The organism is Saccharothrix coeruleofusca (assembly GCF_014648515.1).
Lineage (GTDB): Bacteria > Actinomycetota > Actinomycetes > Mycobacteriales > Pseudonocardiaceae > Actinosynnema > Actinosynnema coeruleofuscum.
In genome coordinates this window covers 564,307-587,756 of record NZ_BMRG01000004.1, presented here as the reverse complement: position 1 = coordinate 587,756, position 23,450 = coordinate 564,307, and the positions used below count along the sequence as shown (strand labels likewise).

Annotated in this window: 22 protein-coding genes; 11 read left to right on the top strand and 11 right to left on the bottom strand. The window is 73.4% G+C overall.

The genetic code is table 11. The features are described 5' to 3' along the window. Window positions 1-409: 409 nt before the first annotated feature. On the top strand, window positions 410-2,035 hold the full coding sequence (locus IEZ00_RS14895; protein WP_189223801.1) for an ABC-F family ATP-binding cassette domain-containing protein: 1,626 nt from the start codon (window positions 410-412) through the stop codon (window positions 2,033-2,035). Between the two features lie 8 nt (window positions 2,036-2,043). Here IEZ00_RS14895 and IEZ00_RS14890 read toward each other — a convergent pair whose 3' ends face one another. Together IEZ00_RS14890 and IEZ00_RS14885 are read right to left on the bottom strand one after the other, a co-directional pair. Further along, a complete protein-coding gene (locus IEZ00_RS14890; protein WP_229795667.1) occupies window positions 2,044-2,304 on the bottom strand; it encodes a DUF3817 domain-containing protein in 261 nt (86 codons plus the stop codon). A 2-nt stretch (window positions 2,305-2,306) separates the two neighbouring features. Further along, window positions 2,307-2,771, bottom strand: a complete 465-nt coding sequence (locus tag IEZ00_RS14885; protein WP_189223799.1) for a DUF2269 family protein — start codon at window positions 2,769-2,771, stop codon at window positions 2,307-2,309. A gap of 153 nt (window positions 2,772-2,924) precedes the next feature. Between IEZ00_RS14885 and IEZ00_RS14880 the strand changes: the two genes are divergently transcribed. Further along, window positions 2,925-3,890 carry a GlxA family transcriptional regulator gene (locus IEZ00_RS14880; RefSeq protein WP_189223798.1) on the top strand — a complete coding sequence of 322 codons (966 nt, stop codon included), beginning with the start codon at window positions 2,925-2,927 and terminating at the stop codon, window positions 3,888-3,890. A 109-nt stretch (window positions 3,891-3,999) separates the two neighbouring features. Here IEZ00_RS14880 and map read toward each other — a convergent pair whose 3' ends face one another. Continuing rightward, complete coding sequence (gene map / locus IEZ00_RS14875) at window positions 4,000-4,764, bottom strand: type I methionyl aminopeptidase (protein ID WP_189223797.1); 765 nt, start codon at window positions 4,762-4,764, stop codon at window positions 4,000-4,002. 166 nt (window positions 4,765-4,930) lie between these two features. On the opposite strand from map, the gene IEZ00_RS36635 reads away from it, so the two are divergent. Both IEZ00_RS36635 and IEZ00_RS14865 read left to right on the top strand, forming a co-directional pair. Continuing rightward, entirely contained in the window at window positions 4,931-6,814 is a 1,884-nt protein-coding gene (locus IEZ00_RS36635; RefSeq protein WP_229795665.1) for a serine/threonine-protein kinase, read from the top strand. A gap of 133 nt (window positions 6,815-6,947) precedes the next feature. Continuing rightward, window positions 6,948-7,421, top strand: a complete 474-nt coding sequence (locus IEZ00_RS14865) for a hypothetical protein (RefSeq protein ID WP_189223796.1) — start codon at window positions 6,948-6,950, stop codon at window positions 7,419-7,421. 98 nt (window positions 7,422-7,519) lie between these two features. Here the strand turns inward: IEZ00_RS14865 and IEZ00_RS14860 are convergent, their stop codons facing one another. After that, a complete protein-coding gene (locus IEZ00_RS14860) occupies window positions 7,520-9,217 on the bottom strand; it encodes a M14 family zinc carboxypeptidase (RefSeq protein WP_189223795.1) in 1,698 nt (565 codons plus the stop codon). Between the two features lie 164 nt (window positions 9,218-9,381). Then, window positions 9,382-9,744, bottom strand: a complete 363-nt coding sequence (locus tag IEZ00_RS14855; RefSeq protein ID WP_189223794.1) for a DUF2203 domain-containing protein — start codon at window positions 9,742-9,744, stop codon at window positions 9,382-9,384. Window positions 9,745-10,178: 434 nt separating this feature from the next. Between IEZ00_RS14855 and IEZ00_RS14850 the strand changes: the two genes are divergently transcribed. Further along, window positions 10,179-11,213, top strand: a complete 1,035-nt coding sequence (locus tag IEZ00_RS14850; RefSeq protein ID WP_189223793.1) for a LacI family DNA-binding transcriptional regulator — start codon at window positions 10,179-10,181, stop codon at window positions 11,211-11,213. 27 nt (window positions 11,214-11,240) lie between these two features. Here IEZ00_RS14850 and IEZ00_RS14845 read toward each other — a convergent pair whose 3' ends face one another. Further along, window positions 11,241-12,473: a cation:proton antiporter gene (locus IEZ00_RS14845; protein WP_229795663.1), complete on the bottom strand. Its 1,233-nt coding sequence runs from the start codon at window positions 12,471-12,473 to the stop codon at window positions 11,241-11,243. Window positions 12,474-12,842: 369 nt separating this feature from the next. Here IEZ00_RS14845 and IEZ00_RS14840 point away from each other — a divergent pair, with 369 nt between their 5' ends. Together IEZ00_RS14840 and IEZ00_RS14835 are read left to right on the top strand one after the other, a co-directional pair. Beyond that, complete coding sequence (locus IEZ00_RS14840) at window positions 12,843-13,994, top strand: GNAT family N-acetyltransferase (protein WP_189223791.1); 1,152 nt, start codon at window positions 12,843-12,845, stop codon at window positions 13,992-13,994. Window positions 13,995-14,150: 156 nt separating this feature from the next. Next, entirely contained in the window at window positions 14,151-16,016 is a 1,866-nt protein-coding gene (locus IEZ00_RS14835) for an ABC transporter ATP-binding protein (protein ID WP_189223790.1), read from the top strand. Window positions 16,017-16,125: 109 nt separating this feature from the next. Here IEZ00_RS14835 and IEZ00_RS14830 read toward each other — a convergent pair whose 3' ends face one another. After that, window positions 16,126-16,656, bottom strand: coding sequence for a hypothetical protein (locus tag IEZ00_RS14830; RefSeq protein ID WP_189223789.1), 531 nt, complete (start codon window positions 16,654-16,656; stop codon window positions 16,126-16,128). Between the two features lie 137 nt (window positions 16,657-16,793). Here IEZ00_RS14830 and IEZ00_RS37775 point away from each other — a divergent pair, with 137 nt between their 5' ends. After that, window positions 16,794-16,919 carry a hypothetical protein gene (locus IEZ00_RS37775; RefSeq protein WP_268248719.1) on the top strand — a complete coding sequence of 42 codons (126 nt, stop codon included), beginning with the start codon at window positions 16,794-16,796 and terminating at the stop codon, window positions 16,917-16,919. A gap of 377 nt (window positions 16,920-17,296) precedes the next feature. Here IEZ00_RS37775 and IEZ00_RS14825 read toward each other — a convergent pair whose 3' ends face one another. Together IEZ00_RS14825 and IEZ00_RS14820 are read right to left on the bottom strand one after the other, a co-directional pair. Next, a complete protein-coding gene (locus IEZ00_RS14825; RefSeq protein WP_189223788.1) occupies window positions 17,297-17,560 on the bottom strand; it encodes a GlsB/YeaQ/YmgE family stress response membrane protein in 264 nt (87 codons plus the stop codon). Between the two features lie 72 nt (window positions 17,561-17,632). Further along, window positions 17,633-18,550, bottom strand: coding sequence for an XRE family transcriptional regulator (locus IEZ00_RS14820; protein ID WP_189223787.1), 918 nt, complete (start codon window positions 18,548-18,550; stop codon window positions 17,633-17,635). A 150-nt stretch (window positions 18,551-18,700) separates the two neighbouring features. On the opposite strand from IEZ00_RS14820, the gene IEZ00_RS14815 reads away from it, so the two are divergent. Continuing rightward, window positions 18,701-19,534 carry an AfsR/SARP family transcriptional regulator gene (locus IEZ00_RS14815; protein WP_189223786.1) on the top strand — a complete coding sequence of 278 codons (834 nt, stop codon included), beginning with the start codon at window positions 18,701-18,703 and terminating at the stop codon, window positions 19,532-19,534. Here the strand turns inward: IEZ00_RS14815 and IEZ00_RS14810 are convergent. Both IEZ00_RS14810 and IEZ00_RS14805 read right to left on the bottom strand, forming a co-directional pair. Next, window positions 19,420-20,517, bottom strand: coding sequence for a right-handed parallel beta-helix repeat-containing protein (locus tag IEZ00_RS14810; protein ID WP_189223785.1), 1,098 nt, complete (start codon window positions 20,515-20,517; stop codon window positions 19,420-19,422). The genes IEZ00_RS14815 and IEZ00_RS14810 overlap by 115 nt on opposite strands. Before the next feature lie 126 nt (window positions 20,518-20,643). Further along, window positions 20,644-21,807, bottom strand: a complete 1,164-nt coding sequence (locus tag IEZ00_RS14805) for a polysaccharide lyase family 7 protein (protein WP_189223784.1) — start codon at window positions 21,805-21,807, stop codon at window positions 20,644-20,646. Between the two features lie 107 nt (window positions 21,808-21,914). Between IEZ00_RS14805 and IEZ00_RS14800 the strand changes: the two genes are divergently transcribed. Both IEZ00_RS14800 and IEZ00_RS14795 read left to right on the top strand, forming a co-directional pair. Then, window positions 21,915-22,670, top strand: a complete 756-nt coding sequence (locus tag IEZ00_RS14800; RefSeq protein ID WP_189223783.1) for an FHA domain-containing protein — start codon at window positions 21,915-21,917, stop codon at window positions 22,668-22,670. A 51-nt stretch (window positions 22,671-22,721) separates the two neighbouring features. Further along, a partial coding sequence (locus tag IEZ00_RS14795; RefSeq protein ID WP_189223782.1) for a serine/threonine-protein kinase occupies window positions 22,722-23,450 on the top strand: 729 nt, incomplete at its 3' end.

Here is a 23,450-nt window from a genome sequence, read left to right as displayed (position 1 = left end):
TGGCCGTCGCCGAGGCGCACTTCGCGCGGCTGCTGGGGCTGTCCTTCACCGCAGTGGTGCCGAGCCGGACCGCCGCGGATCGAGGGGATCGGCAGGCCGAGGGGGGAGCCCGCGTTCGACGCCTCGGTGGTGGACCTGGTGATCCCGGTGCCCGACGCGACAGCCGTGGCGGCGATGCGCCACCTCGGCGCGGTGCCGAGGCTGTCCGCGGGGTCGCCGCGAGGGGTGGGACCTCGAAGGACCGACGGCGGTGTCGCGGCGGTTAATCGATCGCGTCCGCCCGCCCCGCCGGTTAGCCTGGGCGCGTGATGCAGCAGCTGTTCTACCTCTGAGGACGACAACCCCTTCGGCGCCGCTCCGCCGTGCGCCGGGTTCGCCGTCCCCGCTCATCACGTCCCGAGGACTTCCCATGTCCCTTTCCCCGATCGCTCCCGCGCGCGCTGCCCACTTGAGCGCGAGCGACGTCCACCTCTCCTTCGGCGGGCGCCCCGTGCTCGCCGGGGTCGACCTCACCGCGTCCGCGGGGGACCGGCTCGCCGTCGTCGGCGAGAACGGCCGCGGCAAGACCACCCTGCTCCGGGTCCTCGCGGGCCACCTGCCCGCCGACCGGGGGCGGGTCCGCCGGGTGGGCGGCCTCGGCTTCGCCGACCAGCGGTTGCCGCTGGGCGACGAGCACACCGTCGGCCACCTGGTCGACCTCGAACTCACCGCGGTGCGCGCGGCGCTGCGCGAACTCGACATCGCCGCCGAAGCGCTGGCCGGGGGCGGACCCGGCGCCGAGAGCGCCTACGCCGAGGCGCTGGCGGTGGCGGAGCGCCTGGACGCCTGGGACGCCGACCGGCGGGTCGAGGTGTCCCTGGCCGCGCTGGGCGCGGTGGCCGACCGGTCCCGCCCGCTGGGGTCGCTGTCGGTCGGGCAGCGCCACCGGGTGCGGCTGGCGTGCCTGCTCGGCGCGGGGCACGACCTGCTCCTGCTGGACGAGCCGACCAACCACCTGGACTCGGGTGGACTGGACCACCTCACCGAACGCCTGCTGCGCCACCCCGGCGTGGTGGTGCTGGTCAGCCACGACCGCGCGCTGCTGGCCGACGTGGCCACGACCGTGCTCGACCTCGATCCCACGCACGACGGCCGTCCCCGCCTGCACGGCGGCGGCTACGCGGGCCACCTCGCCGCGCGTCGGGCCGAACGCGCCCGCTGGGAAGCGCTGCACCTGGAGCAGGTCGCCGAACGCCAACGCCTGGCCGACGACTTGGCCGCGGCGCGCGACCGCCTCCAGGACTCGTGGCGGCCGGGCAAGGGGCACGGCAAGCACACCCGCGCCACCCGCGCGCCCGCGCTGGTCCGGGCGGTGCACCGCCGCCAGGACCAGCTCGACGCGCACGAGGTGTCGGTGCCGGAGCCACCGCTGCGGTTCACGCCGCCGGTGCTGCCCGCGCACGCGGGCGACTGGCTCCTGCGGGCCGACGGGGTGGCCGTGACCGGCCGACTGCGGCCGTGCGGGGTGGTGCTGGGGACCGCTGGCAGGCTGGTGGTCGCCGGCCCCAACGGGGCGGGCAAGTCCACGCTGCTGGCCGTCGTGGCCGGGGAGGTCGCGCCGAGCGCGGGGGAGGTCGCGGTGGCGCGCGGGGCGCGCGTCGGGTGGTTGCGGCAGGAGTCCCCGCCGCCGTCCCGGCGGGTCGCGCGCGAGGTCTACGACACCGCGATCGCCCGGCTGGTGGCCTCCGGGGATCTCCCGGAGGCGGAGGCGGTGACGCTGCCCGAGCTGGGGCTGCTCGACCGGCACGACGTGGAGCGGCCGGTCGCCGAGCTGTCGGTCGGCGCGCAGCGGCGGCTGGACCTGGCGCTGGTGCTCGCCGCCCGACCGCACCTGCTGCTGCTCGACGAGCCGACCAACCACCTGTCCGCCGCACTGGTGGACGAGCTGACCGAGGCGCTGGCGGGCACCGCGGCGGCGGTCGTGCTCACCACGCACGACCGCAGGCTCCTGCGCGACACGCGTGAGTGGCCGCGGTTGTCGTTGCGCCCGCTGTGACACCGGGGTCAGTCCGCTGTGGACAGTTGCCGCCGGGTGAGTTGGCGCAGGACTAGCAGCCCGCCGATGCCGGGGGCCAGCGCGGTGAGCTTGATCGGCGTCGTCGCGCCGCTGTGGCGCAGGGTGGCGAGGACGACGAACAGGTACGCGCACCCGTGCGTCGGTCCGATCAGGGAGGACAGCGGTGGCCAGTGCACCGTGGCGAGGTTGGCCAGCAGGACGACCAGGGACGCCAGTTCCACGGCCGCCGCGATCCGCAGCGACTTCACCGTCACACCCCCGTCGTGGAGCCGGGGCGGACGATCATCAGCACGGTCACCACGGCCCACAGCAGGTTGAACACCCCGGTGTGCATGGCCAGCCGCGCGGGTGTCCGCGGGTCGGGCTCGGCGTCCGCGGCGTCGAGGTCGGCCAGCACCGCTTCCTGGCGCGGCAGCACCAGCAGCGCCAGCACGCCCGCGGCGATGGCGGTCAGCCCGATCGACACGATCAGCCAGGCGTCGCCCAGCACGCCCAGGCTGCTGGCGGTGGCGAACCCGAACACCGGGACGACGATGCCGAGCACGGCGTAGACCCGGCAGATGCGGTGCAGCACGCGCAGTGAGGTCAGGTCGCGCGACCCGTCGGAGGCCAGGACGCGGCGGGCGTGGGCGGGGAACATGCTGGCCGCCACCGCGACCGGTCCGATGGCGAGGATGGCGGCCAGCACGTGCACCGAGAGCAGGAACTTCGTCACGGACCGGGAGGCTAGCCACGTCGAGACCCCACAGGTATTGGCAGAACTGCCATGTTTCGCTTGATTCTCGCCAGTGCCCCCACCAGGGTGGCGGAAAGCCAGAACCCGCTCACTGCCCTTGGCCGGAATCGGGCGCACCCCTACCGTGTAGCCATGCACACCGTGGCGGTCCTGGCCCTGGACGGGGTCATCCCCTTCGACCTGTCCACTCCCATCGAGGTGTTCACGCGCGCCAGGTTGCCCGACGGCCGCCCCGCCTACCGCCTGCGGGTCTGCGCCGCCACCCGCACCGTCGACGCGGGCCAGTTCGTGCTGCAGGCGCGGTGGGGTCTGGAGGCGCTGGCCGACGCGGACACGATCATCCTGCCCGGCTGCTCCGACGTCACCGCCCCGGTTCCGGACGAGGTCGTCGACGCGCTGCGCCAGGCCGCGGCGCGGGGCACCCGCATCGCCTCGATCTGCTCGGGCGCGTTCGTCCTGGCCGCCACCGGCCTGCTCGACGGCCTGCGCGCCACCACCCACTGGCTGGCCGCGGCCGCGTTCGCCCAGCGCTACCCCGCGGTGGAGGTGGACCCGGACGTGCTCTACGTCGACAACGGCCAGTTCCTCACCTCGGCGGGCGCCGCGGCGGGGCTGGACCTGTGCCTGCACCTGATCCGGGGCGACCACGGCTCCGCGGTCGCCGCGGACGCCGCGCGCCTGTCGGTCATGCCCCTGGAGCGGGAGGGCGGGCAGGCGCAGTTCGTCGTCCACGACCAGCCGCCCACGCCGCGCGGCTCGGCGCTGGAGCCGGTGCTGCGCTGGATGGAGGACAACTGCGCGGAGGACCTCGTGCTGGAGGACATCGCCGCGCGCGCGGGCATGAGCACCCGCACCCTCAACCGCCGCTTCCGCGAGCAGACCGGCACCACGCCGCTGCAGTGGCTGCTGCGCACCCGCATCCGCCGGGCGCAGCACCTGCTGGAGGCCACCAGCCAGCCGGTGGACCGGATCGCGAGCCGGGTGGGCTTCGGCTCGCCCACCGCTTTCCGCGACCGGTTCAAGCGGGTCGTCGGCACCAGTCCCGGCGCCTACCGCGCCGCCTTCCGCGGCCGCGAGCGCGAGGCGCGCAGCGCCTGACCCCCCTCCCCTTGCCCCATGCCCGTCGGCAAGTACTACCCGTGGCCCCACAGGGGGCCGCTGACCACCACCCGGCGACCCGAACGCTCGGTTCGCGCCTGGGCGCGGGTCAGCGGCGGGTGAGCACCAGGGGGCCGTCCTCGGTGATCGCCACCGTGTGCTCGGAGTGTGCCGTGCGCGAGCCGTCGGCGGACCGGATGGTCCAGCCGTCCGGGTCGAAGACGATCCGGTCGGTGGAGCGGGCCAGCCAGGGCTCGATGGCCAGGGTCAGTCCCGGCCGCAGCGTCAGGCCGCGTCCGGCGGGCCCCTTGTTGGGCACGTGCGGCGGCTCGTGCATGGTCCGGCCCAGCCCGTGCCCGCCGAACTCGGTGTTGACCCGGTAGCCGCGCTCGTGCGCGACCGCCCCGATCGCCGCGGAGATGTCACCCAGCCGGTTGCCCGGCTGGGCCGCCTCGACGGCCGCCCGCAGCGCGTCCTCGGTGGTCCGGATCAGGTGCAGGTCCTCCTCGGCCGGGGTGCCCACGACGATGCTCACCGCCGAGTCCGCCACCCAGCCGTCGATGGCCACCGCGATGTCCATGCTGAGCAGGTCGCCGTCGCGCAGCACGTAGTCGTGGGGCAGTCCGTGCAGCACCGCGTCGTTGACCGACAGGCAGATGACGTTGCGGAACGGCCCGTTGCCGAACTCGGGGGCGTAGTCCCAGTAGCAGGACTCGGCCCCGCGCTCCCGGATCATGCGGCGGGCGTGGTGCTCCAGGTCGAGCAGGTTCACCCCGACGTCCGCGAGATCGCTGAGCTCGGACAGGACGTGGGCGACGAACTGCCCGGTGACGTGCATCCGCTCGATCTCCGCGGGTGACTTCAACTCGATCACGACTTCTCCTCCACTTGATCGGTATAATAATACCGAATCGCGGTGGCCCTCCTGCGGCACCCCGCCCTTCAGGAGCACCGCACGCCTGCGGCTGCCGGGTGAACCATTCGAGTGGTGCGGTCCTCGTTGCCGGGCCCGCGCCAGGGGTGCGGTGGACAGTGTGCGGATGGCGAGGCGGGAGAGCAGGCTCGATCCGGACGCGGGGCCGCTTCAGGCGTTCGCGCACGGGTTGCGGGAACTGCGCTACCGCGCGGGGGAACCGTCGTACCGGGACCTGGCCCGGAAGGCGTTCGTGTCCGCGGGAGCGCTGTCCGAGGCGGCGGGCGGCAAGAAGCTGCCCGGTCTGGCGACCACGCTGGCCTACGTGCGGGCGTGCGGCGGCGACGAGCGGGAGTGGGAGCAGCGCTGGCTGCGGGTGAAGTCGCGGCTGGCGGGAGTGCGCCGCAGCGACCCGCTGGCCGAGGGCGACCCGGCGAAGGTCGGTCCCTTCCGGCTGGAGGGCAGGCTGGGCGCGGGCGCGGCGGGCCGGGTCTACCTCGGCCGCACACCGGCCGGGCGTCCCGTCGCGGTCAAGGTCATCCACCCCGAGCTGGCCGACGACCCGCTGTTCCGCCGCCGGTTCGCTCGCGAGGTGGAAGCGGCGCGGCGGGTGCACGGGCTGTACGTGGCCGCGCTGGTGGACGCCGACCCCGACGCGGCGCGGCCGTGGCTGGCCACCGCCTACATCCCCGGTCCCACGCTCCGCGCGGCCGTGGCGGAGCACGGCCCGCTGCCCGTGGACAGCCTCCTGCCGCTGGCGGCCGGGATGGCCGAAGCCCTCGAAGCGATCTTCGCCGCGGGCCTGGTGCACCGCGACCTCAAACCCGCCAACGTGCTGCTGGCCGAAGGGGGACCGCGGATCATCGACTTCGGCATCGCCCGCGCGCTCGACCGCACCCAGCTGACCCGCACCGGTACGGGCGTCGGCACTCCGGGATTCATCGCGCCCGAGCAGGTCCGCGGTCTGCCCGCGGGCCCCGAGGCGGACGTGTTCGCCCTCGGCGGCGTGCTGGCCTACGCCGCCACCGGCCGCCCGCCGTTCGGCGACGGCCCCGCCGAGTCGGTGCTCTACCGCCTGGTCCACGAGCCGCCCGCGCTGGAGGGCCTGCCGTCGCGGCTGCGCGAGGTCGTCGAGGCGTGCCTGGACAAGGACCCGGCCCGGCGTCCACCGCCCGCACAGGTCATCGGGCACTGCCGCGGCGACGACGCCCCCTCCGGGTGGTTGCCGCCCGCGCTGGCCGCGGAAGTCACCGAGCGCGCCGAGGCAGCGGCCAGCGCCGAGCCGCGGGCCGGGCGGCGGAGGGCGGTCGTCACGGCGGTCGCCGCCGCCGTCGCGCTGGTGGCGGCGTTCCTCGTCGGCACCAGCGTGGGCACCGGCGGGGACGGCGCCTTGCGACTGCACCGCGACACGGTGCCCGCGCACGTCGACCTGACCGCCCTGGGCGTCCTCGACTGGGTGCACTGGGGCCACCTCGACTCCGACGAGGGCCGCACCGAGGAGTACGTCGGTGACTACGTCGACCGGGAGTGCCACTACAACCTGCACTGCGTCAACCGGAAACGCGGGGCGAACCACATCGGCGACTACACGCCCATCGGCAACGCCGCGCCGTTCCGGTTGCGCCACCGGGACGCCGCGACGGCTTTCTCCTGGCGTGACGGCGAACCCACCCCAATCGCGTCGGACGTGAAATCGCTGGAGTACGCGGGAATGCGCGGAAACGGTTTCCGGCTGACCGCACCGGCCGATCGCGCGGAGCGCGAGCTGACCGTCTACCTCGCCGTTTACCAGGGGAAGGCGAAGTGCGCCGGATCGCTGAGCGACGGCAGCGCCGACGCGGTGGAGGACGACACGCTGAACACGTTCGGCACCTTCAACACGGGCCGCTTCGCGACCTGCTCCTTCCGCTACCGGGCAGGTCGCGACGGTCAGCGGCTCGCGGTGGAGCTGGTCCTGGTCGAGGACATCGGCGGCGGGAACGTGGCGCTCCTCGCGGCCACCCTGCGCTGAACCGCGTGCTGAACAGTGCGCTGAACAATCCCGAACACCCCCGGTTGTTCAAATTCGGGTCCGCGGTCGCGAGCGCGGGTTAGAACGGTGTCGCGTTCCGTTCTGACCACGATGGCGAAAGGTGTGGATCGCGATGTTCCGGAAAATCCTCGAAGTCCTGCCCCTGGTGGCGCTGGTGTCGGTCTGCGCCGCACCAGCGGCTGTGGCCGCCCCCGGCGACTACGACGCCGACCCGGCGGGTGGCGGCTGCCAGTACGTTCCCAACGGCGCCCTCGGCGGCGGTGACCTGCTCAACGTCCTGTTCCGGATCAGGACCAGCGGAACCGTTCCGCCGCGCCTGGTCGAGGTGCGGGGAACCAGCGACACGGGCCTGTTCACCGAGTTCAGGTCCGGCTGGGGCGGATCGGGGTACACCGCCGCCCAGTTCACGCTCCGGGCGGGCGACTTCGGCCGCTTCCACGTGATCACCATCGTCGTCGACCCCGACGACGAGTTCGCCGAGACCGACGAGGCCAACAACCGCGTCACGGCCCGGCTCACCCTGCCGAGCCCGCGCCCGACCAGCACGATCGCGCCACTGCCCTGCACGATCGTCCGCGGCGCCTGACCACCCGCTCGGCGGGCCCCGATGGGCCGGGGGATCGCCCATCGGGGCCCTGGGGAGGACTGCCCGGCGCGGGTGCTCGTGCGCCGGGCGGCTCCCGGCTACAGCGTCAGGCTCCAGCTGTCCACGTCGCCCTTGGCCAGCCAGATGAGGCTGTTCACGCGCAGCTGCCACGTGCCTTCGCGGGTCTCGCGGGACAGGTCGACGGTGTAGGAGGCGCTGTCGTCGGTCCCGGTGCTCTGCCGCTGGGTCTCCAGGCGGTAGGTCGTGCTGTCCGGCGCGATCAGGTCCATGCGCAGGTAGGAGATCGACAGGTTCTTGAGGGTCACGTCGACGCGCGAGGTCGACCGGGCGTTGTCCTCGCAGCCGGAGACCTCGACGGGCAGGGTGACCACGGTGCCGCCGGGCAGGGGGGTGTCGGTGTCGACCCGCGTGACGCACTCGGTGGACGGCTCGGGGACCGGCGCGTAGGGCGCGGCGGCCTTGTGCGCCGAGTGCAGCAGCATGGGCAGCGCCTTCGGCCAGAAGAAGGTCTCCTGGCAGGAGTAGGCGGGGAAGAAGCCGCCGCACTCCTGGTCGGGCTGTCCGCCCATCTCCCAGACGTAGGAGGCCACGCCGAGGTCGTCGTAGACCCAGTCGTCGGTGGTGCCCGAGGCGGAGTAGAGCACCTGGCCGGACTGCCCGTACTGCCAGTCCGCACCGGCCATCTCGGCCAGCTCCTGGGCGTGCTGCCGCAGCGCCGCGTCGTTGCCCGCCCGCTGCTCGATCACCCCGCCGGTCCACGGGAACAGCACGAGGTTGCCGTAGCTGTGCAGCGACAGCACCATGCCCGCGGTGTCGGTGGGTGCGGCCTGGGTCCGCTCCGGTGCGCGGCGGTCGGGGTACAGCGACCGCCACAGCCCCTGCAGCGCCTGGGTCTCCGGCTCCGAGTCCGGGGCGGTGCCCCGGTAGGTCTGCCTGCACTCGTAGTACGAGATGTTCTGGGCCGATTCCCAGTTCGAACTGGTGTTGCGGTTGAGGTCGACCCCGTAGTGGCTGTCGGACCTGGCTTCGCACCGGGAACCCTCGTCCCTGCCGTTCTTGCGGTGGGAGTGCGGCGCGTCACCGCCCACCTCGACGTAGTCGACGCCGTCGGGGTTGGCGACGGGGACCACCCAGAACTCGGTGCTCTCGAGCAGCGCGGTGACCTCGGGGTCGGTGCCGTGCCCCTGGACGAGGTGGTCGATCCAGCGCCAGGCGGTCTCGCCGGTGGTCAGCTCGCGGGCGTGCAGTTGGCCCATGACGAAGAAGCGGGGCTTGGGCGCGTCGGGGGACAGCGCGCAGTCACCGGGCCGCTTGGCGGTGATGCAGATGGCGCGCAGGTCGTGACCGCCCCGGTTCTGGGTCTTCAGCCACGAGTCGCCGTAGTCGACCACGGTCGCCAGGTCCGGGTGCTCGCGGGCGACCTGGTCCAAGTGCTGGTAGTGGGCGTTGACGGTGTGGTAGCCACCGTAGAAGGTGTCCGCGGCGGCTTGGGCGGCCTGCGGCGGCTCGGGCAGCACCTGGTCCACGGTGGCCTTGAAGCCCGCCCGTTCGAGCGCGGTCCGGGTGCCGGCGTCGCCCAGCACGAACAGGCTGTCGCCGTCGCGGTGCTCCATCACGTCGAAGCCCTGCTCGAACAGGGCCTGCTCGCTGCCGAGCGGGGCGTGCACCTCGTACAGGACCGAGCTCTCGTCCGGCGTCGCCGTGGCCGGGACGGCGGCGGGCAGCAGTGCCAAGGCGCTGAACAGGACGAGCGCCCGGTGTCGTTTGCGTGTCATCCGTGCTTCCTCAATCGGGGGAGGACCAACACTGACGACTTTTCCAGGGCGCGGCGAAACGGGACGGGGACTGTCGATGTCGACAGGAATCCTGCCTCGAAGTGCCGCCGGGTGACCCGATCGGACAGCGGACTGGTCGCGGCGCGCCCGCGCTCCCGGCGGGTCTAGCGCGGCAGCGGACGGCGTCCGGCGAAGCCCACGTCCGCGCGGTGGTACCAGCTCAGCTCGGCGTCGCCCTCCAGCCAGCACAGCAGCACGTCCGCGCCGTCCAGCTCCGAGGGGAAGTCCACCAGCAGCGGGGCGAAGCCCTTCAACTCGGCGCCGGTGGCCTGCACCGCCGTCATCAGGTCGTCCAGCCTGGCCTGCGCCGCCTTCAGCTCGGGCAGCCCGCCCAGCGGGCTGGGCGTCCCGGAGCCCAGCGCCGCGGCCAGCTCGGCGGCGTCGGCCCGCACGGCCACGATCTCCGCCAGCACCGGCCGCAGCCGAGCCAGCTCCTCGCGCGCCTCGGACAGGCTGAACAGCGCCACGCCGCCACCTCGCTGATTCCTCCGCCGCGCGCCCGCCGCTGGTGCGGCGAACGGTGCGACGAGATCCCGACACCGATCAGTCCTACCGGGACGGTCGTGGTCGAGTGCGCTGCCCGGTGCGGTCACGCTACCCCGACCACGTCCACTGGGTCCTCTCGACCCTCGAAACTATCGGAACAGAACTCGACAGCAGGGTGTGCCAAGGGGCTGTGATCGCCTCATCGGAGTCTATCAACGGCCGCCTTAGGGGCGGAGGTGGGGCGATCGGAGGCTCGAAGTGCTCGCTGTTCACGCACGTGAACAGCGAGGGATATGACTGCGTGGTGAACCGCGGCCTTCGACGTGTCCCGGTGACTGGTGGTCACTGGTCATCGAAAGTCATAGGCTCGAAGACCGATAGTTTAGAAGCGGTGGACGCGCGGACAGGGGTCAGCATGAGCACATCGCTCGAACCGGGCGCGAGCAGGGGGACCTCGTCCATCGCGTCCATCGCCGCCGAGGCGGGTGTGTCGGTGCCGACCGTGTCCAAGGTGCTCAACGGCAGGCCCGACGTGGCCCCCGACACCCGCGCGCGGGTGGAGAACGTCATCGAGCAGCACCGCTACCAGCGGCGGCGGGCGCGCCGGTCGTCCCGGCCCGCGCTGGTCGAGGTCGTCTTCCACGAACTGCACTCGGCGTGGGCGACCGAGATCATCCGCGGCGTCGAGCAGGCCGCCGCCGCCGAGCGCGCCGCCGTGGTGCTCTCCGAGTTGCGCGACGGCCACCGCCCCCGCCGCGAGTGGTTCGAGGACCTGCTGGCCCGCCGTCCGCTGGGGGTCATCCTCGTGCTCGCCGAGTTGGACGCGGGCGAGCGCCACCAGCTGACCACGCGCAGCACCCCGTTCGTCGTCGTGGACACCGCGGGGGAGCCACCGCCGGGAGTGCCGACCGTCGGCTCGGCCAACTGGGCGGGCGGCCTGGCCGCCACCCGGCACCTGCTGGCACTGGGACACCGCCGGATCGCGGTCGTCTCCGGCCCCACCGACGTGCTGTGCAGCCGCGCCAGGGTGGACGGCTTCCGCAGCGCGCTGGAGGACGCGGGCGTGCCGGTCGAGCCGGACTTCGTGCGGTACGGCGACTTCTACGTCAACGGCGGGTACTCGCACGGGCTGTCCCTGCTCGACCGCCCCGACCGGCCCACCGCGATCTTCGCCGGGTCGGACTTCCAGGCGCTGGGCGTCATGCGCGCGGCGCGCGAGCTCGGACTGGCCGTCCCGGACGACCTGTCGGTGGTCGGCTACGACGACCTGTCGGTCACCGAGTGGATCGGCCCGCCGCTGACCACCGTGCGCCAGCCGCTGCGCGAGATGGCGGCCACCGCGGCCCAGATGGTCTTCACCCTGGCCAGGGGCGAGCGGCCGGTCAACGAGCGGATAGACCTCGCCACCGAGCTGATCGTGCGCGAGAGCACCGGCCCGCCGCGCCGGTGAGCCGCGGTGGCCGGAGCCGGGGACGGGTCAGACCGGGGTGTGCGGGGCCGCGCCGGAATCGCCGCGCTCGCGCGCCGCGCGGGCGCGCACCCGGTCCAGCAGCAGCATGGCGGGTGAGGCCGACACGCCGTGCAGGACGATCGACCCGATCACCACCAGGCCCACGACCCGCCACAGCGCCTCCGCCTCGGCGAAGTGGCCCGCGTGCAAGGCGTAGGACACGTAGAACAGCGAGCCGATGCCGCGCACGCCGAAGAACGCGATGACGACCCGCTCGCGCGGGCCGGTCCGGCCGCCGCGCAGGCCCAGCAGACCGGCCGCGGGCCGCACCACCAGCAGGACCGCGGCGGCGACCAGCACCTCGCGCCAGTGCGTGCCCGAGAGCAGGCCGGTGGCCGCCGCGCCGCCGAGCAGGAACACCAGCAGCACGGTCAGCATCCGCTCGACCTGCTCCACGTACTGGTGCAGCACGTGGTGGTAGTCGTGACGGCGCTCGGCGGCGCGGATGGCGCACGCGCAGACGAACACCGCGACGAACCCGTAGCCCTCGACCAGCTCGGTGACCCCGTAGGCCAGGAAGGTGGCCGCCAGCGCCACGAACCCCTCCGCGTGCTCGGCCAGCCGGAGCTTCTCCGAGGGCGCGGAGAAGAACAGCTTGCCCAGCAGCCACCCCACCAGCACGCCGACACCCACGCCCGCGCCCAGCCGCCACAGCACGTCCACCGCCAGCCAGCGCGGCAGCCACAGGGCGGGCGCGGCGCCCAGCGCGGCGATGGCCACCGCGGCGTGGGTGAACGGGAAGGCCAGCCCGTCGTTGAGCCCGGCCTCGGAGGTCAGCGCGAACCGCGCCTCGTCCTCGTCGGACTCCGGGTGCTCGGCGGGCTCGGCCACCTGCACCTCGCTGGCCAGCACCGGGTCGGTGGGCGCCAGCACCGCGGCCAGCAGCACCGCGCCCGCCGCGCCCAGCCCGAGCACGGCCCAGCCCAGCACGCCGACGGCCAGCACCGACAGCGGCATGGTGATGCCCAGCAGCCGCCACGTGGTCGCCCAGCGCCGTCGGCCGACCGGCCGGTTGAGCGCCAGTCCCGCGCCCATCAGCGAGATGATCACGCACAGCTCGGTCAGGTGCAGCACCGCCGAGCCGTGCGCGAGCGGGTCCACGTCGGGCAGCGGCTCGACCAGGCCGAAGGCCAGCGCCCCCGCGCCGAGGAACACCATCGGCATCGAGATCGGGGCCCTGGCCAGCAGGCGAGGTAGCACCGCCGCTGCCAGCGTGACGAAACCCGCCCCTGCGTAGAGTGCGGGACCGGGATCCAAGGGAAGCCTCTCGACGGTGCGGGTGGTCGTATGCGTACCCCGGTCGGGTGAGAGCAAACACCCGTGCGGCTCAGTCACCTCGGTCGCGTGGACTGCGGATCCGGCCCGCTACGTGACCAGTGGGGGTGCGGACCGGCCGCCCGGTTCGGGTGCCGCCCGCGCGCCACCCGAAGAACAGGCAGGTCTCGTTCCGCAGGTGGTTCCGCGTGGTCCACCGGGCCCGCCGCGGGTCTACTGGTCGTCGGGATCGTTCCCACCGGGGGGAGCCGGCGGTGTCGTCGGCGTCGGGGCGACTGACGCCGAGGGGGATGGATGGACCCGCAACCGATCCTGCTCCGGCCGTCCTGGTTCGACGGCCGAATCGCCTCGCGGCGACCGCGGGCCGCTCGGTGGGGGGCCGCTGAGCGGCCCGCGGTGCTGCGGGGCGCGATCGTCGCGGACGAGCGCCCGGTGGCGGCGAAGCGCTACACCGCCGGGGTGCTGTCCGGGGCGGAACTGCTCCAGGACCGGTGGGGGCAACTGCTGCCGCCGGACGACCCGCTGTGGGCCTGGCCGGTCTTCGCCGCCGCGGAGCGGGCGCGCAACCGGCCGGACCACCACGGTTACGCGGCGGTCCGGCGTCAGGGCGACGTCATCGCGGTGCTGCCGATGAGCGGCTTCCGCGGGCTGCGATTACCGTCCGTGCTCGGGGCGGGGGATGGCGGGTTGCCTGGCCGGGTGGACCGGGTGCTGCCGCCCATGTCGGTGCTGCTGTGCGGCAACCCGCTGGGCCGGGGCCGGGTGCTCTCCGCCGGACCGCTGCTCGAGCCGGTGGCCGACCGGCTGGTCCGCGAGGTGCTGGCGCACGCGCGCCTGCGGGAGTTCGACGTGGTGGTGTTCAAGGACTTCGCCGAACCGGACCTCGCGCCGCTGCGGCGGTCGCTGCTGCGCTCGCGGTTCTTCTTCGCGCCCGCCCCGCCCGACCTCGAACTCCGCCTCGGCCGCTTCCACCCGCCCCGCCTGCCCGCGCCGCCGGGGACGCGGGTGGAGGTGCTCGACGACTTCCAACGGCTCCTGCCCCAGGTCGCGGACCTGCACCGGGCGGCGGCCGGGGTCGTGGACGTGCTGGACGAGGAATTCCTGCGCGTGCTGCGGCCCGTGGACGGGCTGCGCAGGAAGTTGATCGCCTGCTTCCGGGACGACCGCCTGGTGGCGTACCTGCTGTGCCTGTTCGCGGGCTCCGGCGCCACCGCCGTCCAGGTCGCGCTGGACGAGCGGGTGGTCGAGGAGGCCGGGCTGCGCGGGCTGGCCGCCGAGCTGGCCGCCGCCGAGGGGTGCGAGCGCATCCGCTTCCCCCGCGCCGCGGCGCGGGACGCGGCGCGGACGGGTGGCGAGCTGGTCGAGCAGTCGTTCGCGATCACCCACCTGAAGCCGCTGCCGCGGGCGGTGCTGCGCGGCTTGCTGCCGGGGGTGCTGTCCCGCTGATCCGCCACGCGTCACCGGACCGTCCTGTGTGGATGGTCGTCCTCCGATCGGCCGACGCAGGCGGTTCACCATCGGGGGGAGCCCCGCATATTCGATCGCCGGTGGCGCGGGTGCTGCGGCAGCATGGGGTCCCCACCGTTTCCCGAAAGGGGCCCCATGGCCGCGCCCGGACCGGGTGGTGACACCGAGAACGCCGACCGGAGTTCGCCCAGCCGCAGGACCGCGGTGCTGCTGGTACTGCGCCACTACGCCCGAGAACTGCTGCGCCACCGCAAGTTTGCGGTGCCCGCCCTGCTCATGCCCGCCCTGGGCAACACCTGCGCGTTCTACCTCGCCCCGCTCGTGGTGGCCGCGCTCGCGGGCCACCTGGCGGAGGGCGGCGACACCGACCCGACCGCGGTGCTGCCCTACGCGCTGGGCTTCGCGGGACTGCTGCTGCTGTCCGAACTCCTGTGGCGGATCGGGGTGCACTGCCTCAACCGCACCGACGGCCGCAGCATCGAGAACCTGGCGGTGGTCGGCATGGACGAGCTGCTGGCCAAGGACGCGGCGTTCTTCCACGACAACTTCGCGGGCTCGCTGACCAAGCGCGTGCTCAGCTTCGCCGCGCGGTTCGAGCAGTTCGTCGACACCCTGGCGTTCTCGGTCGTGGCCAACGTCGTGCCGCTGGTGTTCGCCTCGGTGGTGCTCTGGCGCTACGACCCGCTGCTGGTCGCCGTGCTGGTCGGCCTGATCGCGGTCACCGGGCTGGGCGTCGCGCCGCTGGTGCGCCGCCGCCAAGCGCTGGTCGACGCGCGCGAGGCGGCCATCGCCAGGGTGTCCGGCCACGTCGCGGACACCCTGGCGAACATGGAGACGGTGCGCGCCTTCGCCGCCGAGGAGCGCGAGGCCGCCGAGCACCGGGCCCGCGTGGCCGAGCAGCGCAGCCTGGCCATCCGGTCCTGGGACTACGCCAACCTGCGCATCGACAGCCTGGTCGCGCCGATGTCCGTGCTGGCCAACGCCCTGGGCCTGCTGCTGGCGGTGAGCCTGAGCGGCGGGCGGCTGGGCGTGGAAGCGGTCGTGGTGGCCTTCGCCTACTACTCCAACGCCACCAGGGTCATGTTCGAGTTCAACCAGATCTACCGCAGGCTGGAGAGCGCGCTGACCGAGGCCGCCCAGTTCACCGAGCTGCTGCTCACCCCGCCGACGGTGCTCGACCCGCCCGTCCCGAAACCGCTGAGCCCGCGCGGGGCCGACATCCGCTTCGAGCGGGTCGACTTCGCCCACCCCGGCGGGCCCGCCCTGTTCAGCGGCCTGGACCTGAGCATCCCCAGCGGCGCCAGGGTCGGCCTGGTGGGCCGCTCCGGCGGCGGCAAGAGCACGCTGACCCGGTTGCTGCTGCGGCTGATGGACGTCGACGGCGGGCGCATCCTCATCGGCGGCCAGGACATCTCCCGGCTGCGCCAGGCCGACCTGCGCAGCCTGATCGCCTACGTGCCGCAGGACCCGGCCATGTTCCACCGCACGCTGCGCGACAACATCGCCTTCGCCAAGCCGGGCGCCACCGACGCCGAGATCCGCCGCGCGGCGCTGGCCGCGCACGTCACCGAGTTCGCCGACGCGCTGCCCCGCGGTTTCGACACGTTGGTGGGCGAGCGCGGCGTCAAGCTCTCCGGCGGCCAGCGGCAGCGGGTCGCGCTGGCCCGCGCCATCCTGCGCGACGCGCCCGTCCTGCTGCTGGACGAGGCGACCAGCGCGCTGGACTCGGAGAGCGAGGTCCTGGTGCAGGAAGCGCTGTGGCGGCTGATGCGGGACCGCACCGCGGTCGTGGTGGCGCACCGGCTGAGCACGGTGGTGCGGATGGACCGGCTGGTGGTGCTCGACCAGGGCCGGATCGTCGAGCAGGGCACCCACGACGAGCTGCTGCGCGCCCAGGGCGGCTACGCCAGGTTGTGGCAGCACCAGTCCGGCGGGTTCCTCGACGACGCGGCGGACACCCTGCGCTCACCCGAGCGCGAGTCCCGCGCCCGGACACCCTGAACCGAGCGCCCCGACACCCTGAACCGAGCGCCCGGACACCCTGAACCGAGCGCCCGGACACCCTGAACCGAGCGCCCAGACACCCTGAACCGAGCGTCCGGGCACCCGGTCAGCGGTGGTCGCCCGCGTGCCCGCCGCGCCTGCGCTGCCGAGCCGGCACGCCGCGGATGACGTTGCCGGTGGGCTCGCCCAGCGCCCTGGCGATCTCCTCCACCCGGTAGCCCGCCTCCTGCAGCAGGATCGCCTTCTTCGTCCGCTCGTCGGGGATGTCGTCGAAGCCCTGCCACAGGCTCAGCCGCCGCAGCGCGAGGTCCGCCGGGTCCTGCTCGCACGAGGACAGCCCCGCGATGCCCAGCGCGGGCGACTCCGCGGCGGCCAGGTGCTGCCGGTGCCACTGCTCGACCCGCCACTTGCGGTAGGCGTTGGGGAAGGCCAGCACGCACCGCCCGACGAAGTAGGTCTTCAGGCAGGCCCCGCCGTCGGGCCGCCAGCCACCGCCGACCAGCGCCCGGTCGCGGAAGTCCAGCACCGCCTGGCTGACCGTGTCCTCGGCCACGGCCCGCAGGTCGTCGTGCCGCCACGCGACCGGCGGCGGTCCGGGGTAGCAGGTCGGAGGTGATCGGGTAGGCCCGGCCGTCACCCGCGGGCAGCCGCCGCAGCGCGTCGCGGTCCTCGTGGTCCCGGTTGAGCACGCGGGCCAGCAGGTCCGACAGCCACTCGACGGCGCGCACGGCGTTGTCGTCGAACGCGCGGGGTTGGTAGCTCTGCAGCGCCAGCATGCCGAACAGCCGCCGCCCGCCGTCCTTGGCCGACCGGAACAGCGGCACGGTGATCGCGTCCTCGGAGCGCCGGGTGACGTCGCCCGTCATCACCCCGGCGTTCAGCGCCGCGCCGTTGTCGTAGGCGTAGCGGTAGGTCACCCGGTGCTTGAGCAGCCACGCGGTCTGCCCGTTCGGCCCGTAGGTGTGCGACGCCGGGTCGTCGTACTTGCCGCCCTCGTAGCCGTACGGGTAGCGCACCCGGTTGGCGCCGTGCAGGAACCCGATCCAGAAGGTGTCGAACGGGACGATCTTGGCCGCGACCGCGCGCACGTAGTCGTACAGCGCGTAGTGGTTGCCCGGCGGTAACGCCACGATCTTGTGGTATGCCTCGCGCAGCACGACCGCGGTGGTGCCGTCCACTTTCAGCACGTCCGGTTTGTCCCCCGCCATCGCAGCATGGTCCCCCGCGCCGTCGGGTGGTGAGTACCCCCGACCGAGGCACCGCCGGGCGGGACCGGGCTACCGGGCGCTGCGGTGCCTGCTCTGCGCCAACCCCTCGGCCACGCCGATCAGCAGCACCGAGGCGATCACCGCGATGACGAACCCCAGCACGTTGAGCTCGAAGATGTTCCCGGTGCCGAGCAGGTTGGCGATGGTGCCCCCGATCACCGAGCCGACCAGCCCCAGCAGCAGGGTGGACAGGATGCCCAGCCGCTGCTTGCCCGGTTTGATCAGCCGCGCCAGCGCGCCGATGACCAGCCCCGCGACGATGAATCCGATCATGACAGCCTCCGTGGTGCTCATCCCTGCGCCCACGCTAAGCCCGCCGGACCGATCGTGCCCGGTCAGCGCCTGCTACCGGTCCACGCGCTCCAGCAGGAACTCCTGGTCGGCCTTGCCCGAGCAGGAGCTCTGCGTCGCCTCCGCGCCCGCGTCCACGTCGGCGGGGCCGCCCAGCACCCCGACGCACTTGCCGCTGTGCACCGGGCGCAGCACGAATCCGCCCGGCACCGGGGTGTCCACCGGCTCCAGCAGGAAGCGCTCGTGCGCCGCGCCGGTGCAGGTGCGCGGCGCGATCAGCGTCTCGTCCTCCAGCGAGGCGTCGTCCACCGACAGGCAGCCCCAGCCCTCCTGGTCGCTGCGCCACTTGATCAGGTACACCCCGGAGCCCAAGCTCTCCAGGTAGGTGTCCGGGACGAGCCCTTGGCACGGCCGCTGCACCGCCAGCGGCCGGTCGGTCCGCTGGTTGCGCTCGCGGCCCTCGCCCAGGCACAGGTCGCGATCGGCGACGTGCGCCGGTCGCAGCCGGTACCAGCCGTCCTCGGGCAGTTCCGACCCGGTGAGCACCGCCGAGGCGGCGACCGCGCCGACCGCCGCGGCCGAGACCGCCGCGGCGACCGGCCACCAGCGCAGCCACCGACGACCGGTCGGCCGGTCGTCGGGCTCGGGCTCGGGCTCGGGCCGGGGGTCCTCCGGTTCGGCCGGGTCCATCGCCAGCCGCCTGCGCGCGGCCACCCACCGCTCGACGTCCTCCTCGCCCAGTCCGCACGCCCTGGTGAAGGCCACCACCAGCTGCTCCCTGGGCAGGGTCCGCCTGCCGAGCATGGTCGCGGTCGTGCTGGCGGGCAGCACCTCCCCGCGCGCCCTGGCCTTGGCCTCCACCTGGCGGTAGGTCAACCCGGACCAGACGCGTAACCGCTTGAGGGCGGCGACGTAGTCGGCGGCGCTGGTGACTTCCTCGGGCAGCGGCGGTTCGGCGTGTCGCTCCTTCACCAGGACAGCATGCACCGACCGGCGGCACCGCTTCGACATACCTGTTCGACACGCCTGCGACCAGCGCGAACATGCTCGAACAACTCCGAACGGCGGTGAGCGCCCGAGCCGGGCTATACCAGTGGCACGGTTCGGCGGAGGGGGGAGCGAATGGCGTTCGAAGTTCGGCTGCTGGGGGCGGTGGAGGCGCTCGGGGACGGCGTCGCCGTGGAGTTGGGGCACGCCCGCCAACGGTGCGTGCTGGTCGCGCTGGCGGTCGAGGCGAACCGGCCGGTGAGCTACGACCAGCTGGTGACCAGGGTGTGGGGCGACGCCCCGCCCCGGCAGCCGCGCGCCGCGCTGTACGGCTACCTGTACCGGCTGCGGCAGGTGCTGTCCGACGTGCCTGACGTGGCCTTGGCGCGGGTGCCGGGGTGCTACCGGATGGTGGTGGACCCGGACGCGGTGGACCTGCACCGGTTCGAGCGCTTGGTGGCGCGGGCCCGCCGGGCCGAGGACGACGCGCGCCGCGTCGCGCTGTACGACGAGGCGCTCGCGCTGTGGCGCGGGGAGGCGTTCACCGGCCTGGACACGCCGTGGCTGAGCACTGTGCGGATGGCGCTGGAGCAGCAGCGGTCCGTCGCCGAGGCCGACCGCACGGACGCCGCCCTGCGCCTGGGCAGGCATCAGGAGGTGCTGGCCGTGCTGACCGCGCGCACCGCCGCCCACCCGCTGGACGAGCGCTTGGCGGGCCAGCTCATGCTGGCCCTGCACGGCCTCGGCCGCACGGCCGAGGCGCTGGCGGTCTACCAGCGGGTGCGCCGCCGCCTCGCCGAGGAGCTGGGCGCCGACCCCGGCGAGGCGCTGCGCGCGGTGCACCGCCGCGTGCTTCAGACCCCGGTGCTCACCGTGACGCCCGCGCCCACCTGGCGTGCCGTGGTCACCCCGGTGACCAGGTTGCCGGTCGAGGCCACCACCAGCGCGGTGCCCGGACCCCGCTGGTAGTCCAGGCCGACGCCGGAGCCGTTGCCGCGCACGGTGTTGCCGGTCACCACGAGGTTGCCCGTGCCGTAGTTGGTCCGGGCCTGGAGGAAGGTGCCCGTGCCGCCCCCGAAGTCGAACACCCGGTTGCCGCCGATCGTGGACGCCGCCTCGCCCTGCACCGAGACCCGGATGCCCGCCTCGCCGAAGTCCTCCAGGTAGTTGTCGCTGATCGACGAGCCGTAGAGCCGCTCCGCCCACAGCGCGACCCGGCCGACGCCGTAGACGTGGTTGCCGCGCACCAGCCACCCCGCCGCGTTGTCCAGCCCGATGCCCTCGGTGCCGGAGTCCTCGATCCAGTTGTCCAGCAGCTGCCAGTCGGTGACCGAGTTGCCGGTGCCCTCCGCCCCGGCCACGTCCTCCGCGAACACCCCGCGCTGCCCGGAACCCGCGACGTGGCTGCCCACGATGCGGCCGTTGACCTGGGTGTTGGTCAGCGCGACCCGGTTGGCGGACAGGTTGGTCACCCGGATGCCGTGCCGGGTGGCCCCGCGCACCACCACGTCCTCCACGACCGTCTGCCACGACCGCAGCACGAGGGCGTCGTGCGCGGCGGGGTTGTTGTCGCGGTCGGCGTCCAGCGTCAGCGACCGGATGGTCACCGGCGCCCCGGTCCACGGCACGTCGTCGAGGTAGGAGTCGCTGGCCAGCATCGCGTCCAGGTTCGCGCCGGGGGCCTGCCGGATGACCGTGCCGGTGCGCGAGAGCCCCCGGTAGGTGCGCTCGCCCACCAGCCGGACCGTGCCGTTGATCAGGCACGTCCCGTTGAGCACCAGCTCGTCGCCGGGGGCGCTGGCGGCGACGGCGGCGTTGATCCGCTCGTCGTCGCCGGTGTTGTTCTGGCACAGCACGTCGGTCCGCGTGTCTGCCCGCGCCTGCCCGCTCACCAGGACCCCCGCGCCGATCACCGCTACGAGCAGCAGCTTCACCGGATCACCCTTGATCATGCGCACACCCTTTCCGCCGTCGGTCCGGCGAGCCTGGCGCAGTCGGATGGGGAGAATCTGGGATCGCCGTGGGAATGGCGGTGGTCACCGGCCTCGTGGCGGGCCTCGGGTAGTGCTCGCGGGTGGCTAGTTGTGGGTCACCTTCAAGTCGTAGATCTCCACCTCCCCGTAGTTGCCCTCGTCGCAGGGCGAGGAGTTGGAGCAGTTGGCCTGGGTGTAGGCGCCCGCTTTGAAGTAGGCGCCGCTGAAGCTCCTGGAGATCGTGGTCTGCAGGACGCCGTTGTAGTAGGCCTTGATCTTCTTGTCGCTGACCACGAACTTCGCCTGGAACTTCGTGCCGAGCACGTAGTCGTCGATCACGAGCTTGTGGTGCGTGTCGTCGTCGTTGGTGACGTAGAGCTTGGTGCCCTCCAGGCGGAAGACCGCCAGGTCGTCGCTGCCGCCGTGGATCTGCCCGGCCACCACGTGCGGCTTGTCCTGCGGCAGCGCGGTGATGGCCTGCTCGATCACCATCGTGTGCGTGCCCGAGGTGGACGACCAGGCCGCCTTGCTCGACCCGTTCATCTCGCGCAGCTCCGAGCGCGGGTTGCTGGAGCCGCTGGTGGTGACGCCGTTGACCGCGGCGCGGAAGCGCACCCCGTCGCACTCCGGGGTGGTGCGGAACCACGGGTCGATCGAGAAGGTGGCCAGCTCGGGCTGCTCGACGTTGGTCGGGTCCTCCTCCTCGCCGATGGGCAGCCCGATGTACCAGTTGGTCAGGTCCAGCACGTCAGCGGGGTACCGGCAGTCCCCGCCGCCACCGCCGCCGCCCCCGTCGGCCCCGTTGACGGACACCTCGGTGATGCTGGTCCAGTCGTTGGAGGTGTTGCCGTGGCCGACGATGCGCAGGTAGCGCGCCGAGCTGTCGGCGAAGTCGTGGGTTTCCGGCCGGGTGGTGGTGCCGCTGCTGCTGCGGCGCGCCACGGCCGCCCGCCAGGACGTCCCGTCGGCGGAGAGCTCGACCTCGAAGGTGTGCCGCCTGGTGTCGCCCTTGTGCCAGGCGATCGACACCGACCCGACCACCTGGGATGAGCCGAGGTCGTAGCTGATCCAGACGCCGTCGCCCTCGGCGGACCACCGGGTGCTCAGCTCACCGTCGAGGGTGTTGGCGGGGACGTTGCCGTCGTGGTCGCTCGCGCTGACGCCCACGACGGCCAGTGGACTGCCCGCGGTCGGCGCCGCCGCGTCGGCCGCGCCCGCTGATCCGAGCACGAGCGCGCCTGCCAGGGTGGTGCTGAGGATGCGTCTCATCGTCCCTCTTCCGGTTGATCGGACTCGCCGCGTGCGACCGTGCCGCAGCGTTTCCGGGACGGGTCCCCGACGACGCCGTCACACTGTCGACGAGCCGAAGGAGACCGATGAACCACGAGAGCCTGGCTCGCGGCGTGCCCCGCACCGCGCCCGGAGCCATCGTCGCCAGTGCGCTGACCGGCCGTCTCCACGTCGACCCGGTCGAGGGGCGCACGGTCCGGTTCGGGCGCAACCGCCCGAACGTCGACCTGTGCGTCGGCGAGACCGACCCGAGGGTCAGCCGCCAGCACGGCCTGCTCACCCGCCGCGGCGGCCACTGGTGGGTCACCAACACCGGGCAGCTGCCGATCCGGCTGCCCAGGACCCGGTGGCTGTTCCGCGGTGAGGACGCCGTGCCGCTGCCCAGGGGCTACACGCCGCTGTTCGTGCGCGGCTCCCGCGACCGCGAGCACCTGCTGGAGCTCTACGTCGCCGACGACCGGGACGCGGCGCCGCGCGCCCAGCACGACTGGGTGACCCAACCGCCGACGCGGTGGCGGCTCACCCCCGACGAGCGACTGATGCTCATCGTGCTGGGGCAGCGCTACCTGATGCACGAGGCCAACCCCCAGCCGGTGTCCCGCCAGCAGACCGCGCAGGTGCTGGCGGAGCTGCAACCGGATGCCACCTGGAGCGTCAAGCGGGTCGAGCACATGATCGCCGACGTGCGCGCCCGGTTGTCGGCAGGCGGCGTGCCCGGTCTGCTCCGCGAGGAGGTCGGCGAACCCGTCGGCAACGCGCTCAACGACAACCTGCTGCGTGAGCTGGTGCTGTCCACCACCCTCGTGCCCACGGACCTGGCTGCCCTTGACCCGTTGTGCTGAATTCCGGAGAACGCCGTGACGCCACCGAGCGTAGTCCATACGCTGCTTTCCGTGCGTACGGGCGATGTCGTTGACGGCCGCTACGAGCTGGAGGACGCCCGCGGCTCCGGGTCCGGCGGCGTGGTGTGGACCGCGTTCGACCGGAAGCTGAAGCGGAGGGTGGCGCTCAAGCGTCCGCACGCGGCGGCCGACCAAGCCGACCGGGCGCGGTTCCACCGCGAGGCCCAGACCGCCGCGCAGGTGCACCACCCCAACGCGGTCGCGGTCTTCGACACCGTCGACGCCGACGGCTGCTGGCTGGTGATGGAGTACCTGCCCGCGCGGAGCCTGGACGTGGTGCTGGCGCAGGACGGGCCGCTGCCGGTGGAGCGGGTGGCGCGGATCGGCGTGCAGATCGCGGGCGCGCTGGCCGCGGTGCACGCTCGCGACATCGTGCACCGGGACGTGAAGCCGGGCAACATCCTGGTCACCGACGACGACCTGGCCAAACTCACCGACTTCGGCATCTCCATCTGGCGGGAGGTGACCCGCACCGACGACGGCAGGGTCAGCGGCACCCCCGCCTACGCCTCGCCCGAGGTCGCGAACGGCTACCCGGCCAGTCGGGCCTCGGACGTCTTCTCGCTCGGCGCCACCCTGTACGCCGCGGTCGAGGGTACGCCGCCGTTCGGCGGCGGTGAGCCGCACGAGGTGCTGGAGCGCGTCCGGCGAGGCGAGGTCCCGCCCGCGCGACGCGCGGGCCCGCTGGCCCCGCTGCTGGCGGAGATGCTGCGGGCGCGC

What these genes read in the sequence shown, in the direction of transcription:
- IEZ00_RS37775 (WP_268248719.1), top strand. Translation starts at nt 16,794, where the DNA reads ATGCCGAACAGCCGCCGCCCGCCGTCCTTGGCCGACCGGAACAGCGGC.
- IEZ00_RS14850 (WP_189223793.1), top strand. Translation starts at nt 10,179, where the DNA reads ATGAGCACATCGCTCGAACCGGGCGCGAGCAGGGGGACCTCGTCCATC.
- IEZ00_RS14805 (WP_189223784.1), bottom strand. Translation starts at nt 21,807, where the DNA reads ATGAGACGCATCCTCAGCACCACCCTGGCAGGCGCGCTCGTGCTCGGA.
- IEZ00_RS14865 (WP_189223796.1), top strand. Translation starts at nt 6,948, where the DNA reads ATGTTCCGGAAAATCCTCGAAGTCCTGCCCCTGGTGGCGCTGGTGTCG.
- IEZ00_RS14840 (WP_189223791.1), top strand. Translation starts at nt 12,843, where the DNA reads ATGGACCCGCAACCGATCCTGCTCCGGCCGTCCTGGTTCGACGGCCGA.
- IEZ00_RS14800 (WP_189223783.1), top strand. Translation starts at nt 21,915, where the DNA reads ATGAACCACGAGAGCCTGGCTCGCGGCGTGCCCCGCACCGCGCCCGGA.
- IEZ00_RS14825 (WP_189223788.1), bottom strand. Translation starts at nt 17,560, where the DNA reads ATGATCGGATTCATCGTCGCGGGGCTGGTCATCGGCGCGCTGGCGCGG.
- IEZ00_RS14810 (WP_189223785.1), bottom strand. Translation starts at nt 20,517, where the DNA reads ATGATCAAGGGTGATCCGGTGAAGCTGCTGCTCGTAGCGGTGATCGGC.
- IEZ00_RS14815 (WP_189223786.1), top strand. Translation starts at nt 18,701, where the DNA reads ATGGCGTTCGAAGTTCGGCTGCTGGGGGCGGTGGAGGCGCTCGGGGAC.
- IEZ00_RS36635 (WP_229795665.1), top strand. Translation starts at nt 4,931, where the DNA reads ATGGCGAGGCGGGAGAGCAGGCTCGATCCGGACGCGGGGCCGCTTCAG.
- IEZ00_RS14880 (WP_189223798.1), top strand. Translation starts at nt 2,925, where the DNA reads ATGCACACCGTGGCGGTCCTGGCCCTGGACGGGGTCATCCCCTTCGAC.
- IEZ00_RS14835 (WP_189223790.1), top strand. Translation starts at nt 14,151, where the DNA reads ATGGCCGCGCCCGGACCGGGTGGTGACACCGAGAACGCCGACCGGAGT.
- IEZ00_RS14860 (WP_189223795.1), bottom strand. Translation starts at nt 9,217, where the DNA reads ATGACACGCAAACGACACCGGGCGCTCGTCCTGTTCAGCGCCTTGGCA.
- IEZ00_RS14895 (WP_189223801.1), top strand. Translation starts at nt 410, where the DNA reads ATGTCCCTTTCCCCGATCGCTCCCGCGCGCGCTGCCCACTTGAGCGCG.